The 13865-nt window shown below is 67.0% G+C and carries 15 protein-coding genes; 6 read left to right on the forward strand and 9 right to left on the reverse strand.

The genetic code is table 11. From position 1 onward, the window contains the following. Position 1: 1 nt before the first annotated feature. A complete protein-coding gene (locus D3226_RS09010) occupies positions 2-787 on the reverse strand; it encodes an isoprenyl transferase (protein WP_337248951.1) in 786 nt (261 codons plus the stop codon). Positions 788-899: 112 nt separating this feature from the next. On the opposite strand from D3226_RS09010, the gene trhA reads away from it, so the two are divergent. Then, the gene (trhA, locus tag D3226_RS09015; RefSeq protein ID WP_237462672.1) at positions 900-1754 is read left to right on the forward strand and encodes a PAQR family membrane homeostasis protein TrhA; all 855 of its coding nucleotides are present in this window, start codon (positions 900-902) and stop codon (positions 1752-1754) included. An 86-nt stretch (positions 1755-1840) separates the two neighbouring features. On the opposite strand, the gene recQ is transcribed toward trhA, so the two are convergent. The 3 genes from recQ to mca are packed head-to-tail and all read right to left on the reverse strand — an operon-like array spanning position 1841 to position 5081. After that, the gene (recQ, locus tag D3226_RS09020) at positions 1841-3973 is read right to left on the reverse strand and encodes a DNA helicase RecQ (RefSeq protein WP_202382221.1); all 2133 of its coding nucleotides are present in this window, start codon (positions 3971-3973) and stop codon (positions 1841-1843) included. A gap of 5 nt (positions 3974-3978) precedes the next feature. Next, on the reverse strand, positions 3979-4215 hold the full coding sequence (locus tag D3226_RS09025; protein WP_202382222.1) for a hypothetical protein: 237 nt from the start codon (positions 4213-4215) through the stop codon (positions 3979-3981). Next, positions 4212-5081 carry a mycothiol conjugate amidase Mca gene (mca, locus tag D3226_RS09030; protein WP_202382223.1) on the reverse strand — a complete coding sequence of 290 codons (870 nt, stop codon included), beginning with the start codon at positions 5079-5081 and terminating at the stop codon, positions 4212-4214. The genes D3226_RS09025 and mca overlap by 4 nt, the downstream gene beginning before the upstream one ends. Before the next feature lie 85 nt (positions 5082-5166). Between mca and D3226_RS09035 the strand changes: the two genes are divergently transcribed. The 5 genes from D3226_RS09035 (at position 5167) to D3226_RS09055 (ending at position 9523) form a co-directional block, all read left to right on the forward strand. Further along, positions 5167-5619 (forward strand): DUF4307 domain-containing protein, encoded by a 453-nt coding sequence (locus D3226_RS09035; RefSeq protein ID WP_202382224.1) that lies wholly within the window; start codon positions 5167-5169, stop codon positions 5617-5619. Positions 5620-5764: 145 nt separating this feature from the next. Further along, on the forward strand, positions 5765-6250 hold the full coding sequence (gene greA / locus D3226_RS09040; RefSeq protein WP_202382225.1) for a transcription elongation factor GreA: 486 nt from the start codon (positions 5765-5767) through the stop codon (positions 6248-6250). 144 nt (positions 6251-6394) lie between these two features. Then, positions 6395-6994 carry a TetR/AcrR family transcriptional regulator gene (locus tag D3226_RS09045; RefSeq protein WP_202382226.1) on the forward strand — a complete coding sequence of 200 codons (600 nt, stop codon included), beginning with the start codon at positions 6395-6397 and terminating at the stop codon, positions 6992-6994. Then, positions 6991-8802, forward strand: coding sequence for an alpha/beta fold hydrolase (locus D3226_RS09050; RefSeq protein ID WP_202382227.1), 1812 nt, complete (start codon positions 6991-6993; stop codon positions 8800-8802). The genes D3226_RS09045 and D3226_RS09050 overlap by 4 nt, the downstream gene beginning before the upstream one ends. Positions 8803-8908: 106 nt before the next feature. After that, on the forward strand, positions 8909-9523 hold the full coding sequence (locus D3226_RS09055) for a GNAT family N-acetyltransferase (protein ID WP_202382228.1): 615 nt from the start codon (positions 8909-8911) through the stop codon (positions 9521-9523). Positions 9524-9536: 13 nt separating this feature from the next. On the opposite strand, the gene D3226_RS09060 is transcribed toward D3226_RS09055, so the two are convergent. From D3226_RS09060 to D3226_RS09080, 5 genes are all read right to left on the reverse strand, one after another. After that, complete coding sequence (locus D3226_RS09060; RefSeq protein ID WP_337248952.1) at positions 9537-10334, reverse strand: TSUP family transporter; 798 nt, start codon at positions 10332-10334, stop codon at positions 9537-9539. Positions 10335-10381: 47 nt separating this feature from the next. Further along, a complete protein-coding gene (locus D3226_RS09065; protein WP_202382229.1) occupies positions 10382-11305 on the reverse strand; it encodes an amino acid ABC transporter permease in 924 nt (307 codons plus the stop codon). Continuing rightward, on the reverse strand, positions 11302-11958 hold the full coding sequence (locus D3226_RS09070; protein WP_202382230.1) for an amino acid ABC transporter permease: 657 nt from the start codon (positions 11956-11958) through the stop codon (positions 11302-11304). The genes D3226_RS09065 and D3226_RS09070 overlap by 4 nt, the downstream gene beginning before the upstream one ends. Positions 11959-12024: 66 nt before the next feature. Continuing rightward, positions 12025-12924, reverse strand: a complete 900-nt coding sequence (locus D3226_RS09075; RefSeq protein WP_202382231.1) for a glutamate ABC transporter substrate-binding protein — start codon at positions 12922-12924, stop codon at positions 12025-12027. A gap of 89 nt (positions 12925-13013) precedes the next feature. After that, a complete protein-coding gene (locus D3226_RS09080) occupies positions 13014-13760 on the reverse strand; it encodes an amino acid ABC transporter ATP-binding protein (protein ID WP_272928914.1) in 747 nt (248 codons plus the stop codon). Positions 13761-13865: the final 105 nt, after the last annotated feature.

Here is a 13865-nt window from a genome sequence, read left to right on the forward strand (position 1 = left end):
GTTAGCCTCCGAGTCGTCGCTGGCGGGATGAGTAGTCGCGAAGCGCGCGGAGAAAGTCCACCTCGCGCAGATCCGGGTAGAGCGCCTCAACGAAGTAAAACTCGGAGTGCGCGGACTGCCAGATCATGAAGTCAGAGAGGCGTTGCTCGCCCGAGGTGCGAATCACCAGATCGGGATCAGCCTGCCCGCGCGTCCACAGGTGCTCGCCGATCGTTTCCGGGGTGAGGTGCTCGTCGAGTGTGTCGATCGTGCCGCCCGCGGCCTGGTGCTCCGCGATCACGCTGCGCACCGCTGCCGTGATCTCACTGCGGCCGCCGTAGCCAACCGCGAGGTTGATGTGGAGCCCCTCGTGGTCCGACGTCGTCTCCTCGGCTGCGGCGAGCGCGGCGGTGAGCTCGGGCGACAGGCCGTCGCACGAGCCAACGTGCTTCACGCGCCAGCGGGGATTCTCGGCGAGCTGCGCCGCGAGTTCCCCGATGATGCCGAGCAGGTCGTCGAGCTCTTGGCGATCCCGCGCTTTCAGGTTGTCCGCTGAGAGCAGGTAGAGGGTTACCGTGCGAATGCCGGCTTCCTCGCACCAGCCGAGAAACTCGGGCACCTTTTGCGCGCCCGCCCGGTGGCCGAACGCTGCCCGCTCCTGCAGGCGCTGCTTCGCCCAGCGGCGATTGCCATCGACAATCACGGCGATGTGCTGCGGCACGCGCGCCGGGTCGATTTCCTTGCGCAGGCGACGCGAGTACATCCGGTACAGGAGACCGGTGCGTGGCGTCGGTGGCTGGGGCTTCACCCTCAGAGTGTACCGGGTTGCGGCTGGGCGGGGCCCGGCGGCGAGCGCGGCGCGGCTGGGGATCCTCCACATATATGCCCCACCAGATCTGTGCGGAACATACACTCGGGACATGACCTCCTCCGGCGGCAGCGACTCCTTCTCCGGCGAGCGCGCGGGGCAGCAGCCCGCGGGTGAACCGCCTCACGTCGAGCGCCCGTTCCCCGAGCCCGATCGACTCTCACTGCCGCTGCTCGCGGACGCGCTTGAGCACACGGAGCCGCAGGGCCCGGATGCAGACGCGGGCGCGGGATCGGGCACGGTGGCCGACACCGCCCCGCCCGCCGAGGTGAAGCCGCGCTGGCGGGGGTGGATCCACGCCGGCACGTTCCCGGTGGCGGTTGCCGCGGGCATCGTGCTGATCTGTCTCGCGCACGGCGCCCTCGCGAAGTGGGCGTCGGCGGTGTTCATGCTGACCAGCATGCTGCTGTTTGGCATCTCGGCCCTCTATCACCGCATCAATTGGAGCCCGAAGACGAAGCAGCTGTTCCGGCGGCTCGACCACGCGAACATCTTCCTGCTCATTGCGGGCACCTACACGCCGCTTGCGCTGCTCGCGCTGCCGCTGAACAAGGGCGTCTTGTTGCTCGTGCTGGTGTGGGCGTTCGCACTCCTCGGCATCGGCTTCCGAGTGTTTTGGCTGAGAGCTCCGCGCTGGCTGTACGTCCCCCTGTATGTGCTGCTGGGTTGGGCGGCGATGATGTACATCGTTGACATCGCGAACGCGAACATGGCCGCAATGGTGCTCGTGGTGGTCGGCGGGCTGCTCTACACCGCCGGCTCCATCGTCTACGGCTTCAAGCGCCCGAATCCCGTGCCCGGGGTGTTCGGGTTCCACGAGATCTTCCACTCGCTCACGGTGATCGCGTTCCTCTGTCACTGGACGGCGGCACTGCTCGTGGCGCTCGACCCGGTCTACCTTCGCTAGCCCGCCGCGACCCCAGGCGCCCACCTGCCCGGCTCCAACGCACGGCAAGCTGCCCTGCGCGGAGAATGAGAGGGACGCCGGGGCGGCTATTCCGAAAGGAGCGCCAGCACCGCCGCGCCGTAGCGCTCGAGCTTCACCTCACCGATGCCGGAAATCGCGAGCAGCTCGGGATCCGTGCCGGGCCGGTGCACGGCAAGCGCGGCGAGCGTCGCGTCACCAAACACCACATACCCGGGCACTCCCTGCCGCTTCGCTTCCTCCGCACGCCAGGCGCGCAGGCGCTCAAACACTTCGCCCTGCTCGGGGGTGAGCTCCGCCGCAGCAGCCGACTGCTTCGCCCCGGTGAGGCCCGAGCGGGTGCCACGGGAGCCCCGGCCAGAGCGAGCGGCGCGCGCCACCACTTCCTCACGCATCATCACCTGCTCTTCACCGCGCAGCACGGGCTTCGCGGCCTCGGTGGGGGCGAGCACACCCCACTCCCCCTGCGCCGCGAGCACACCCGTGGCGAGCAGGTGGCGCACCACACCCCGCCACTGGGCCACGGACCACTCCGCGCCGATGCCCCACGTCGAGAGCTCGTCGAGGCGCAGCTGCGTGACGCGCTCCGAACCGGTGCCGCGCAAGACATCAATGTGCTGGCCCGCTGCAAAGGTGCGACGCCGCTCTCGCTCCGTGCGGAGGATGGTCGACAGCAGCATCTGGGCGGGGATCGTTGCGTCCCACAGCTTGGGCGGGTTCAGGCAGACGTCGCAGTTGCCGCACGGCTCGCTGCGATCCTCCCCGAAGTAGCGAAGCAGGAACACGCGCCGGCACGACACTCCCTCGCAGAGGGCAAGCATCTGATCGAGGTGCCGCGTCTGGTTCGCGCGGGTGGCCTGATCCCCATCACCCGACTCGATGAGCTGGCGCTGTTGCACGACGTCGGCGAGGCCGTACGCCAGCCACGCCTCGGAAGGCAGGCCATCGCGCCCGGCCCGGCCCGTCTCCTGGTAGTACCCCTCAATCGACTTCGGCAGGTCGATGTGGGCGACAAACCGCACGTCTGGCTTATCAATGCCCATGCCGAAGGCGACCGTTGCCACGACGACCACGCCGTCCTCGCGGAGGAAGCGCGTCTGCGCGTCGAGCCGGGTCTCCGCGGGCAACCCCGCGTGGTACGCGACCGCATCGATGCCCGCGTCGCGCAGCGCGGCGGCCGTCTGCTCCACGCGCTTCCGGCTGAGTGCGTACACAATGCCAGCCTCTCCCGCGTGCTCGCCCTGGATAAACGCGATGAGCTGGCCACGCGCATTCTGCTTCGGCTCGATGCGGTAGCGGATGTTCGGCCGATCAAAGCTCGACACGAAGTGCCGCGCCTCGCCGAGGTGCAGTCGCTCGGTGATCTCACGGTGCGTCTCGGGCGTCGCGGTCGCGGTGAGTGCGATGCGCGGCACGTTCGGCCAGAGCTCAGCGAGCTGCCCCAGTCGCAGATAGTCGGGCCGGAAGTCATGCCCCCACTGCGACACACAGTGCGCCTCGTCGATCGCGAAGAGCGCGATGTGCCCTTGGCCGAGCAGTTCGACCGTGCCCGGCGCGGAGAGCCGCTCGGGCGCGAGGTACAGCACATCGAGCTGACCGGTGCGGTACGCCTGTTCGACCTCCCGCCGCTCGTCGATCGACATCGACGAGTTCAGCGCCGCCGCCCGCACCCCAGCGAGCTGCAGCGCGGCGACCTGATCGTGCATGAGTGCCACGAGCGGCGAGAGCACGATCCCGGTCCCGTCGCGCACGAGTGCGGGGATCTGGTAGCAGATCGACTTGCCGCCGCCGGTGGGCATGAGCACCACGGCGTCACCACCGCCGATGACGTGGCGGATGATCTCCTCTTGCTCGCCACGGAACGCGTCGTAGCCGAAGACCCCAGAGAGCACGGTGAGCGGATCGTGGCCCACCGCCTGCACCGTGCCAAACGTCACGGGAACGGCCTCGGACCCAGAAGCGGCTGCGAACTCAGCGGCGCCCGAGACGGGGGCACTCACCCCGGCGGGCGCGGTTCCTGGCACTGTTCCTGCCGCAGTTCCCGGCGCCGTTCCTCGAGTGGGATCAGGTGCCCCGGGCGCCGGAGCGCCCCAGGCCTCGCCGGGCCAGCGTTCTTCGTCGCCGAACGCGCCGGACTCGCCATCCCAGGGTCCCCCGAACTCATCGGGGTCGCCCCAGTTCGGTGCGCCCGGCCCGCTCACGACGGTCAGCTCCGCGGCTCGGCGTCTGCGCCGGTCTCGCCGAGCTCTTCCGCGATCTGCGCGCGCACCTCGTGCCGGTACGCGTTGCGACGCAGCCGGCTGACGAGCAGGAAGCCGAGGCCGATAATGCCCGCCGCCATCAGTCCGGTGAAGATGAATCCTTCAACGCCGGGGCTCACCGTGTTCGGGTCGAACTCGGTGCTCTCCTCTGCGATACGCAGTGCGATACTCATCAGGCTCATGCCATCTCCTCTGTAATCCCCTGGAACAAATCTGCTTCGAACTCGCTCGTGGCCACCCGCGACGCCGCGAGCCGGTAGTCCTCGAAGGGCCACGCCTGGCGCTGCACTTCGTTTGGCCAGAAGAAGAATGGGCTGTCCGGCGGCACCTGGCTCGCGTGCGCGCGCAGCGCCTCGTCGCGGCGCTCGAAGAAGCGACCCACCTCGATCTTCGCGGTGCTGCGGTTCAGCCGCTTCGACATCCGCTCACGCATCTCGCCGAACTGTGCAACGAGCGGCGACGTCGGCTCGTTGTCCACGAGCCACTGGTAGACCGTCTCGATGCGCTCCACGTTGAAGATCTCTTCGTAGTAGAGCTTGCCGATCTGCCACGGCTCCCCCGCTTCCGGGTACGCGTCGGCATCGCCCGAGCGATCCCAAGCAATCTTGCTGATCTCGTGGCAGCGGATGTGATCCGGGTGCGGGTAGCCGCCCTGCTCGTTGTACGTGATCATCACGTGCGGCTTGAACTCGCGCACGAGTCGCACGAGCGCCTCAGCCGACACCTCGGCCGGGATATCAGCGAAAGATCCGAGCGGGATCGGCTCGCCCTCGTCCGGCAGACCCGAGTCCTCATAGCCGAGCCAGCGGTGCTCGAAGCCAATGATCTCTTGGGCGCGCGCCATCTCGTCGCGGCGCAGGCCAGCGAGGTCGCGTCGACTCTTGGGATCCCGTGCGACCAGCTCGTTGAGCACGTCGCCGCGCTCGCCGCCCGTGCAGCTCACAATGAGCACCTCGACACCCTGGTCGAGGTAGTGGGCGTAGGTGGCAGCACCCTTGCTGGATTCGTCGTCGGGATGCGCGTGCACCGCGATGAGCCTGAGCGTCATGCGCTTCCTCTCACGTGCTTCCCGGGCGGATCCCGGTACTCTGGCAACAGGGACATAGTTTACCCAGTCTGGATCGGAGGTTCCCGTGCCGAATGCGGCCGCAGCCGTCGACGCGGAATCCGCGACGACACAGCGCTTGGAAGACCGCTACGGGACCGGGAAGCGACGGAGCTTTGACCGCCGCTTTGCGTGGGGCGCCGCGGGCCTCCTCGTCGCAGCTGGCCTCGGTTTCCTCCTCTTCTCGGGGTGGCAGAACTCGAACCAGGTGTCGGCGCAGGACATTGGCTACACGCACGAGAGCGAGCTCGTCGTCAACGCGAAGTTCGAGGTCAGCGCACCGCCGCAGACGCCCGTCGCGTGCGCGGTTGAGGCGCTCAACACGTCGAAGGCGACCGTGGGCTGGAAGATCGTTGAGCTGCCCCTCACGGACCAGCGCACGCACACCGTTACGACGCGACTCGTCACGACGAACCCGGCGACGGCCGTGACGACGCGCGCCTGCTGGGTGGTTGAGGATCCCGCGGAAGGCGCGCAGTAGGCGCGTCTTCCATCGCCTCAATCCGGCGCCCCTGACGGTCGCGCTGCTACGCTGGATGCCACGCCCTGATCCGTCAGGGCGTTGTGTGTATCTCCGCGTGCGCCTCAGAAAGGCCCGCACGCACTCACCGAAACGAGGATCGACTATGGCCGAGCCCACCCAGACCTGGCTGACACAGGACGCCTACGATCGGCTCACTGGCGAGCTGGATCAGCTGACCGGTGCAGGCCGCAAGGACATTGCCGCCCGTATTGAGGCCGCTCGCGAAGAGGGCGACCTCAAGGAGAACGGCGGCTACCACGCGGCCAAGGACGAGCAGGGCAAGATGGAGGCGCGCATTCGCGATCTCGAGGAGCTCCTGAAGCACGCTGTGGTGGGCGAGGCCCCCGAGGCGAGCGGCGTCGTTGAGGTCGGCACGGTAATCACCGCCACGATCTTCGGCGACGAGGAGCGCTTCCTCCTCGGCAACCGCGAGCTGGCCGATGGCTCGGACCTCGACGTGTACAGCGCGGAGAGCCCCCTCGGCGCCGCAATTCTTGGCCGCAAGATCGGCGAAGAGGTCAGCTACGCTGCGCCGAACGGCAACCAGATTTCGGTGAAGATCCTCGGAGTCGACACCTACGCGGGCTAAGCTCCCGTACACACCGGAGGCGGGGTGCGACCAGCTGGTTGCACCCCGCCTCCGTCGTATTCCAGCAGCGCTCTCCGCTCGAGCCGTGCGCACAGCGCTGACATCAAGTTGCAAAAATATATAGACCAGTCTATTTTTAACTTCATGACATCCAAGGGAGACAAGACGCGGGCACGGCTCGCTGAGTCGATGCTCGAACTCATCCAGACTGGCGGCTACAGCGGCACTGGAATCAACGCGGTGATTGACCACGCCGGAGCCCCCAAGGGATCGGTCTATTTCCACTTCCCTGCGGGGAAGGAAAGCCTGGGGGTCGCCGCGGTTGAACTCGCGACTCAGCAGTTCGAGGCGCTGATCGCCAAGGCGGTCTCCGTGACGAGCGACGCCGCCAGCGCGGCACGCACCGTCATCGAAACGCTGGCGACGCTTGTCGGTGAGAGCGACTTCCGCATCGGCTGCCCGGTATCCGTCGTCACCCTCGAAATGGGTGCAGAGAGCGACACACTCCGCCAGGCGTGCTCAACTGCCTTTGAGTCGTGGATCACCCCAACCGCAGGGCTTTTCGAAGCGAACGGGCTCGAACCCGCGGACGCGCACAGCCTGGCGACCGTCGTCGTCTCGACGATTGAGGGAGCCGTCATCGTCTCTCGTGCGATGCGGAGCACTCAGCCGCTCTACGCGGCGGCCGACGTCGTGTCGGAGCTCATCGCGGTTCGGATCAACGCTGCAGCATCGGCCCGATGAGCGACCAGACCATGCCCCGCCACGCGCTCGTGTTCGGGGCATCCGGGCTCGTGGGCCGGCACCTCATCCTTGCCTTGACTCAAGCTGGTGCGCGCGTGACGGCCGCGGTCAGAACACCCGAATCCGGAACACGCGTCAAGCAGTGGCTCCGTGCGCACGGACCGAGTCGGCCCGTTGCCATCGCGCTCGTTGACTTCAAGTCGTCTGAACTTCTGCGGGGCGGCCCGGCGGCCTACGCTGACGTGACCGAGATCCACAACTGCGCGGGCTCCTTCCGGTTCGGGATGCCCGCCGAGGAGGCGCGCAGCGCAAACGTCGGCATTGTTGAAAGCGTCCTCAACTTTGCCGCCGACCTCCCCTCGCTGCACCGTGTGGTGCATATCTCGGGGTATCGCGTGGGCGGGCAGAATCCGGACTCCGTGCCGTGGTCGAGCGCGCACCGTTCACGCGTGTACACGAAGCTCGGAGGCTACGAGGCGTCCAAGGTCGAATCCGACGCCGTTTTCCAAGCCAAGGCTCGGGATCTCGAACTCCCCTGGACCATCGTGAACCCAGCGACTGTGATCGGCGATAGCGAGACCGGGGAGTCGGAGCAGTACATTGGGATCGCCAGCACGATCAAGCAACTGTGGCGTGGCACTGCGACGGCCCTGCCCGCAGGAAAAGACGTCTTCGTTCCCGTCCTCACGGTCGACTATCTGGCGACGTTCATGGCAGCCGCGGCCGTCGACCCGGACACCGTCGGCAAGTCCTACTGGGTCTTGGACGACGCGACCCCGCCCCTGGGCGAGCTGTTGAGCGCTGTGGGCCACCACCTCGGAGCGAAGGTCCCGAAGCTGAGGATTCCCATCCGCGTGATCAGGCGCCTCCCCGCGGCGCTCACCCAGGCCGACCCGGAGACCCTCGGATTCCTCTCAACCGACCGGTACCCGACGGGCCCCGCTGCGGAGCTCGCATCGCGGCACCGCCTCCCCATGCCCGACGTGCACCGCTCGCTCAACCGTTGGGCTGACTACCTGGCCGCACACCGATTCGGAGCAGCCATGGATAGGGATCGGCGATATATCCAGGCCGGCGCCGTTCGATTGTTCGAGCTGGGCACGCCCGACGCCAATCGGCTGATTCTGCCGGGCCTACCCGTGAACGCCGACGCCTGGTCTGACGTTGCTCAAGGAATCGGTGCGCGGGCCGTCGATCTCCCTGGACTCGGGCTGAGCGGCGGAGCGGGCACCACGGACTGGGAGCACTGGTTACCGGTTGCGCTCGGGGACGAGCCCGCCGAGCTCATCGGGCACTCGATCGGCGCGGCCGCAGCCGTGCTGACCGCGGACCGTTTCCCTGACCGGGTGACCGCCCTGACGTTGGTCTCGCCGTTCTTCCTGCAGCCACGCGCCCGCGCAGGTATCTTCACGCGCCCCGTAATTCGCAGGTACCTGAGGCACGCAAGCGCGGCGGCGCTTTCGCGTCGCCTCACGGGCACGGAGAAGAGCGCCGAGGCGCTCACGTCAACCGTCGAGGATCTCAAGCGCGGTCGCGCGAAGAGCGTGGTCCAGCATCTGGGCCACGCGAGCTCGAAACACTGGCGTGACGAGATTACCGAGGCGCTCAAGCGGTTCTCGGGCCCTGTCCGCATTATCACGGGGAGCGAGGACCCGCTCACGCAGAACGCAGCACGCGAGTTCGGGGCGCTCTCGAACGTCAGACTCCTCTCCCTGCCGGGCGCCGGGCACCACCCCCAGTTGACCCATGGCACGGAACTCATCGAGCTCCTGCACGATGCGACACTTGCTTCACTCCCCCGCACGTGAGAACGAGATGCGCACGAATGCCAGCACAGATACGAAACGAGACACAGTGAAGAACGGCTCACCCAATTTGGCGGTTCGCCAGGCAGTCCCCGAGGATCTGGACGAGATGGCACGAATCCTCACCTCAGCGTTCCTTGAGGACCCGGTGTGGGGACCCGCGTTTCCTGACCGAGCCTCTCGCCCGCAGGTGGCCCGGCGGTACTGGCGGTTCATGGTCGGCGAGGCGCTGCGCTTCTCCACGTCGCGAGTGCTCAGCGGGGCGTCCGGAGAAGAGAACGAGTCCGCAGAACGTGGAGCGCAAGCACCGCTCCGGGCAGTCTCAGTGTGGTATCCGCCCGGCGAGGACGAGATCTCTGCTGAGGCGCACCCTGCGTACGATGCCCTAGTCGCAGACTTGCTTGGCGCTGAAGCGGCGGCCGCATTGGACGAGGCCGGAACGCGTTTTGCCGCCGCGCGACCTGAACGCCCGCACGCGTATCTGACTCTGCTCGGGGTGGCCCCCGAGGCCCGCGGCGGCGGACACGGGATGGCGTTACTGCGGGCGGCGCTCGCTGAGTACGACCTGGCCGGCATTCCCACATACTTGGAGTCATCGAACCCGGTCAACGACGCGCGCTATGAGAAGCTCGGTTACCGTGTCCACGCCAGGGTCGAACTCGCCGACGGCACGCGCGTGCGGACGTACTGGAGGGAACCACACCCTCCCACAGCGACGTCTTGATTTCCGCCTGAGATCAGCGGACGGCCTCGGCCCAAACATCGAGCCCAAGTTTCACGGTCAGCACACCGACCACTGCGAGGAACAGCACCCGCACGAAACGCGAGCCGCGCGCGATCGCCATGCGGGATCCGAGGAGGCTCCCAACGATACTTGCGGCCCCCATCGCGAGCCCGAGCGGCCAGAGCACCGCACCGAGCGGAATAAAGAAGAGCAGCGCTCCGAGGTTCGTCGCGAAGTTCACCAGTTTCGCGGTAGCGGTGGCGCGCAGGAAGTCGTAGCCGAGCAAGCCGACAAGGGAGATCACGAGAAACGTGCCAGTGCCAGGACCGAGCAGGCCGTCGTAGAAGCCGATGAAGGCGCCGATCGCGCCCGAGACCGCGAGCTGCGCGAGCCCGCGATGCCGCGGGCGTGTCGCTTCGCCGAGCGTGGGCTTGAGGAGTGTGATGAGACCCACGACAAGGAGGGCGACGAGGATGATCGGTGTGAATACCTGCGCAGGCAGGAATGCGGCGAGCGAGGCGCCGCCGAACGCCCCGAGAAGAGCGATCCCCGCCATCGGCAGGACCGTTCGTGGGCTGGGCCGCACCCGACGCGCGTAGGCGACGCTGCTCGTCGCTGTGCCGAACACTGAGGCGAGTTTGTTCGTGGCGAGCGCCTGGACGGGCGTGATCCCCGGCACGAGGAGCAGCGCGGGCAGTTGCAGCAGGCCACCCCCGCCCACAACAGCGTCGATCCACCCCGCGGCGAAGGCCGCGACGAGAAGCAGAGCGAGCGCTCCCGCATCGGTGTCTACCGGAAGCAGTCCTTCCACGGGTGCTCACCCGTGCGGGCGGCGCCCCGCGCCGCCCGCACCCCGGGTCACGGCCGCTCGCCCTGCACGGAGATCACCTCGGTGACCGTGCCGTCGCGGTGGAGGCGTGGGTCATCCGGCTGTACCGGGATCGTCGCCGTCGTCGCGTCGGGCCCGCCCGGACGCTTCTGCGTGCGGCGGCTCCACCCCTCCAGCCACTTGGCCACGGCCGACAAGAGGAGGCACATCAGGATATAGATGCCGCCGATCACGAATGCTGACTGGAGCAGCGGGCGCCCGAACTGCACGTTGCTGCTGAGCTGCTTCGCCAGGTAGAGCAGTTCAGGGTAGGTGATAATGAAGCCGAGCGCGGTGTCCTTCATGGTGACCACGAGCTGGGAGACGATGACGGGCAGCATGGCCCGCACGGCCTGCGGCAGCAGGATCAGCCGCATCACGCCGCTCTTGCGCAGGCCGATCGAGTACCCGGCCTCCTTCTGGCCGCGCGGCAGCGACTCGATCCCCGCCCGGAGCGCCTCGGCGAGCACCGAGCCGTTGTAGACGACGAGCGCAATCACGACGGCCGCGTAGGGCTCCATGCTGACGCCGACCGAGGGCAGGCCGTAGTAGAGCAGCATCATCATGACGAGCACGGGCACCGCGCGGAAGAGTTCCGTGATCGCGGTGATGGGAACGCGCACCCAGCGGTGGTCGGAGAGTCGGCCGATCGCAAGCAGGAAGCCGAGCACCACGCTCAACACCGCCGCGAGGCCGAACGCCGCGAGCGTCTTGCCGAGCGCCGCGAGGATCTGCTCCCAGATCGTCGCGTACGTGAACAGTCCCCACTTCGTCGCCGAGAACTGCCCTGAAAGGGCCAGGCGATAGACGATGAAGGCGATGATCGCCCCGACGACCAGCACGGTCACGACGGCGAGCACGCGGTTGCGCGCGATCGCCCGGGGGCCGGGAACGTCGTACAGCACAGAAGTCATCGCACGATCCTCCACTTCTTCTCGAGACGGTGTTGCACGAGACTCAGGAACATCACGAGCACGACGAACACGAGGGCGACCCAGAGTAGTACCTCCATCGGGCTGCCCGGGCGGCCCGCCGCGTCGTTGATCGTGGCGCGCAGCGCGGCGAGCTCGGCGACCGAGAAGCCTGCCGCGACGGTGGTGTTCTTCAGCAGCGCAATAAAGACGCTCATCATTGGCGGGACCACGGAGCGGAACGCCTGCGGGAGCACGACGAGGCTCATGACCTGGCCAAACGGCAGCCCGATGGCGCGGGCAGCCTCCGCTTGCCCCACCGGAACGGTGTTGATCCCAGCGCGGAGCACCTCAGCAACGTACGTCGCAGTGTAGATACCGATCGCGAGGATGCCGAGCAGGAGCGTGCTCAGCTTTGGCAGCCCGAGCGCGGGGTAGCCGAGCACGAAGAAGAAGAACACAAGCGTGAGTGGCGTATTGCGAATGAGGGTCACATAGAGGGTGCCCACACCTCGTGCGATCGGCACAGGGGACACCCGCATCGCGCCGACGATTACGCCAAGCACGAGGGCGAGCACCCCTCCCCCGAAGAACACCAGGAGGGTGTTCTTGATTGCGGTTCCCCAGAGATCGAGGTTCCCGAAGATGACGTCCATCCGTCAGTCCTCTCGGTCTAGCGTTCGGGGCGGGCGCGCGCAGGCTCGCCCCGAACGCGTGAGCGGTTAGTAGGCGTCAACCTGGGGCTGGTCCACGGTGATCCCTGAGCTGCCGAGATTCTTCTCGAAGATCTTCGTCCAAGTGGTGCCGCCGTCGGTGAAAAGCGTGTTGATGTGGGCGCGCAGCGCGTCGTCGCCCTTCGCGAGGCCGACACCGTACTTCTCCTCCGTGAACACCGGACCCGTTGTGACCATCAGGTTCTCGGGATCCTGCGCGGCGTAACCGATCAGGATGGCCTGGTCGGTAGTCACGGCGTCGACCTGACCGTTGACGAGATTCTCAACGCACGCCGAGTACAGGTCGAACTCCTGCGTCTTGATCTTCGGGTAGTTCTCCTTGATGTTCTGAATCGGCGTCGAGCCGGTCGCCGAACACACGGTCTTGCCGTCAAGTTCTTCGAGCGTCTGAACATCGGCGCTGCCCTGCTGTATGAGGAGGCCCTGTCCGGTGATGAAGTAGGGGCCGGCGAAGTCGATGTCTTGCTTGCGCTTGTCGTTGATTGAGTATGTGCCGACGTAGTAGTCGATGTCGCCGTTCACGATCGCTTGCTCGCGGTTGGCCGAGGCGATCGCCTTGTATTCGATCTTGTCCTCGCCGTAGCCGAGAGAGGAAGCGATCCAGCGCGCGATATCGACGTCGAAGCCGCTGCGCTCCTTCGTCACGTTGTCGAGATACCCAAGCCCCGGCTGGTCCTCTTTGACCCCGATGACAACCTTGCCGCGTTCTTGGATCTCGTCAAACGTCGGGCTCCCCTCGATTTGCACGTTCTCAGCAGGCTGCGGGATCACAGACTCGGTTGCGTCACCGCCCGAAGCGTCGGGAGTGCTGCCCCCGTTGCAGGCGGTGAGCGTCAGCGCAGCGGCGGCAACGAGGGCGCCGACGGCGAGAAACTTTTTGGTACGCATGGTGGTTTCCTTTCGGTGGATCGGATTTCGGGTGCGCGCGAACATCGCTCCGCCGGCTGACGGAGTCGCTCCCACGCGGGCCGCGCGGGTCAGTTGGTGATGAGCTTCGAGAGGAAGTCCCGCGCGCGCGTGCTCTGCGGGTTCGTGAAGAACTCCTCGGGCGTCGCTTGCTCGACGATCTGCCCGTCGGCCATGAACACCACGCGATCCGCCGCGCGGCGGGCGAAGCCCATCTCGTGGGTCACCACGATCATGGTCATACCCTCCTTCGCCAGGCCGACCATCACGTCGAGCACCTCGGTGATCATCTCGGGATCGAGGGCGCTCGTCGGCTCGTCGAACAGCATCACCTTGGGGTGCATGGCGAGCGAGCGGGCGATCGCGACGCGCTGCTGCTGGCCGCCGGAGAGCTGGGCCGGCAGCTTCGCGGCCTGCTTCTCCACACCCACCCGGGCGAGGAACTCCATCGCTTCGCGCTCGGCCTCCGCGCGGCTCACGCCGTGCACCTTGATCGGACCGAGCGTGACGTTCTCGAGAATGGTGAGGTGGGCGAACAGGTTGAACGACTGGAAGACCATGCCGACCTCGGCCCGCAGCTTCGCGAGCGCCTTGCCCTCGGCCGGCAGCTCCCTTCCGTCGACGCGGATCGAGCCGCTCGTGATGGTCTCGAGGCGGTTGATCGAGCGGCACAGCGTCGACTTCCCCGAGCCCGACGGGCCGATAATCACGACGACCTCGCCAGCGTCGATCGCGAGATCGATGTCGGTCAGGGCTTGGAACTCGCCATAGTGCTTCTGCACGTTCTCAACGACCACCAGCGGTTCGCGCGCGCTCATCTCGTCTCCGTCTTCTGGATCTCGGCCCGATCCACTTCTCGCGTCCCGGGCCTGCTGCCTGTCTGAACGATCCGGGGTGCGTTGCCGCCCCGAGACGGAGTGCGA

This window comes from Leucobacter chromiireducens subsp. chromiireducens (assembly GCF_016758255.1).
Lineage (GTDB): Bacteria > Actinomycetota > Actinomycetes > Actinomycetales > Microbacteriaceae > Leucobacter > Leucobacter chromiireducens.

Coding starts and splice junctions, on each gene's coding strand:
- trhA (WP_237462672.1), top strand. CDS start 900: ATGACCTCCTCCGGCGGCAGCGACTCCTTCTCCGGCGAGCGCGCGGGG.
- D3226_RS09025 (WP_202382222.1), bottom strand. CDS start 4,215: ATGAGCCTGATGAGTATCGCACTGCGTATCGCAGAGGAGAGCACCGAG.
- mca (WP_202382223.1), bottom strand. CDS start 5,081: ATGACGCTCAGGCTCATCGCGGTGCACGCGCATCCCGACGACGAATCC.
- greA (WP_202382225.1), top strand. CDS start 5,765: ATGGCCGAGCCCACCCAGACCTGGCTGACACAGGACGCCTACGATCGG.
- D3226_RS09045 (WP_202382226.1), top strand. CDS start 6,395: ATGACATCCAAGGGAGACAAGACGCGGGCACGGCTCGCTGAGTCGATG.
- D3226_RS09050 (WP_202382227.1), top strand. CDS start 6,991: ATGAGCGACCAGACCATGCCCCGCCACGCGCTCGTGTTCGGGGCATCC.
- D3226_RS09055 (WP_202382228.1), top strand. CDS start 8,909: ATGGCACGAATCCTCACCTCAGCGTTCCTTGAGGACCCGGTGTGGGGA.
- D3226_RS09065 (WP_202382229.1), bottom strand. CDS start 11,305: ATGACTTCTGTGCTGTACGACGTTCCCGGCCCCCGGGCGATCGCGCGC.
- D3226_RS09070 (WP_202382230.1), bottom strand. CDS start 11,958: ATGGACGTCATCTTCGGGAACCTCGATCTCTGGGGAACCGCAATCAAG.
- D3226_RS09075 (WP_202382231.1), bottom strand. CDS start 12,924: ATGCGTACCAAAAAGTTTCTCGCCGTCGGCGCCCTCGTTGCCGCCGCT.
- D3226_RS09080 (WP_272928914.1), bottom strand. CDS start 13,760: ATGAGCGCGCGCGAACCGCTGGTGGTCGTTGAGAACGTGCAGAAGCAC.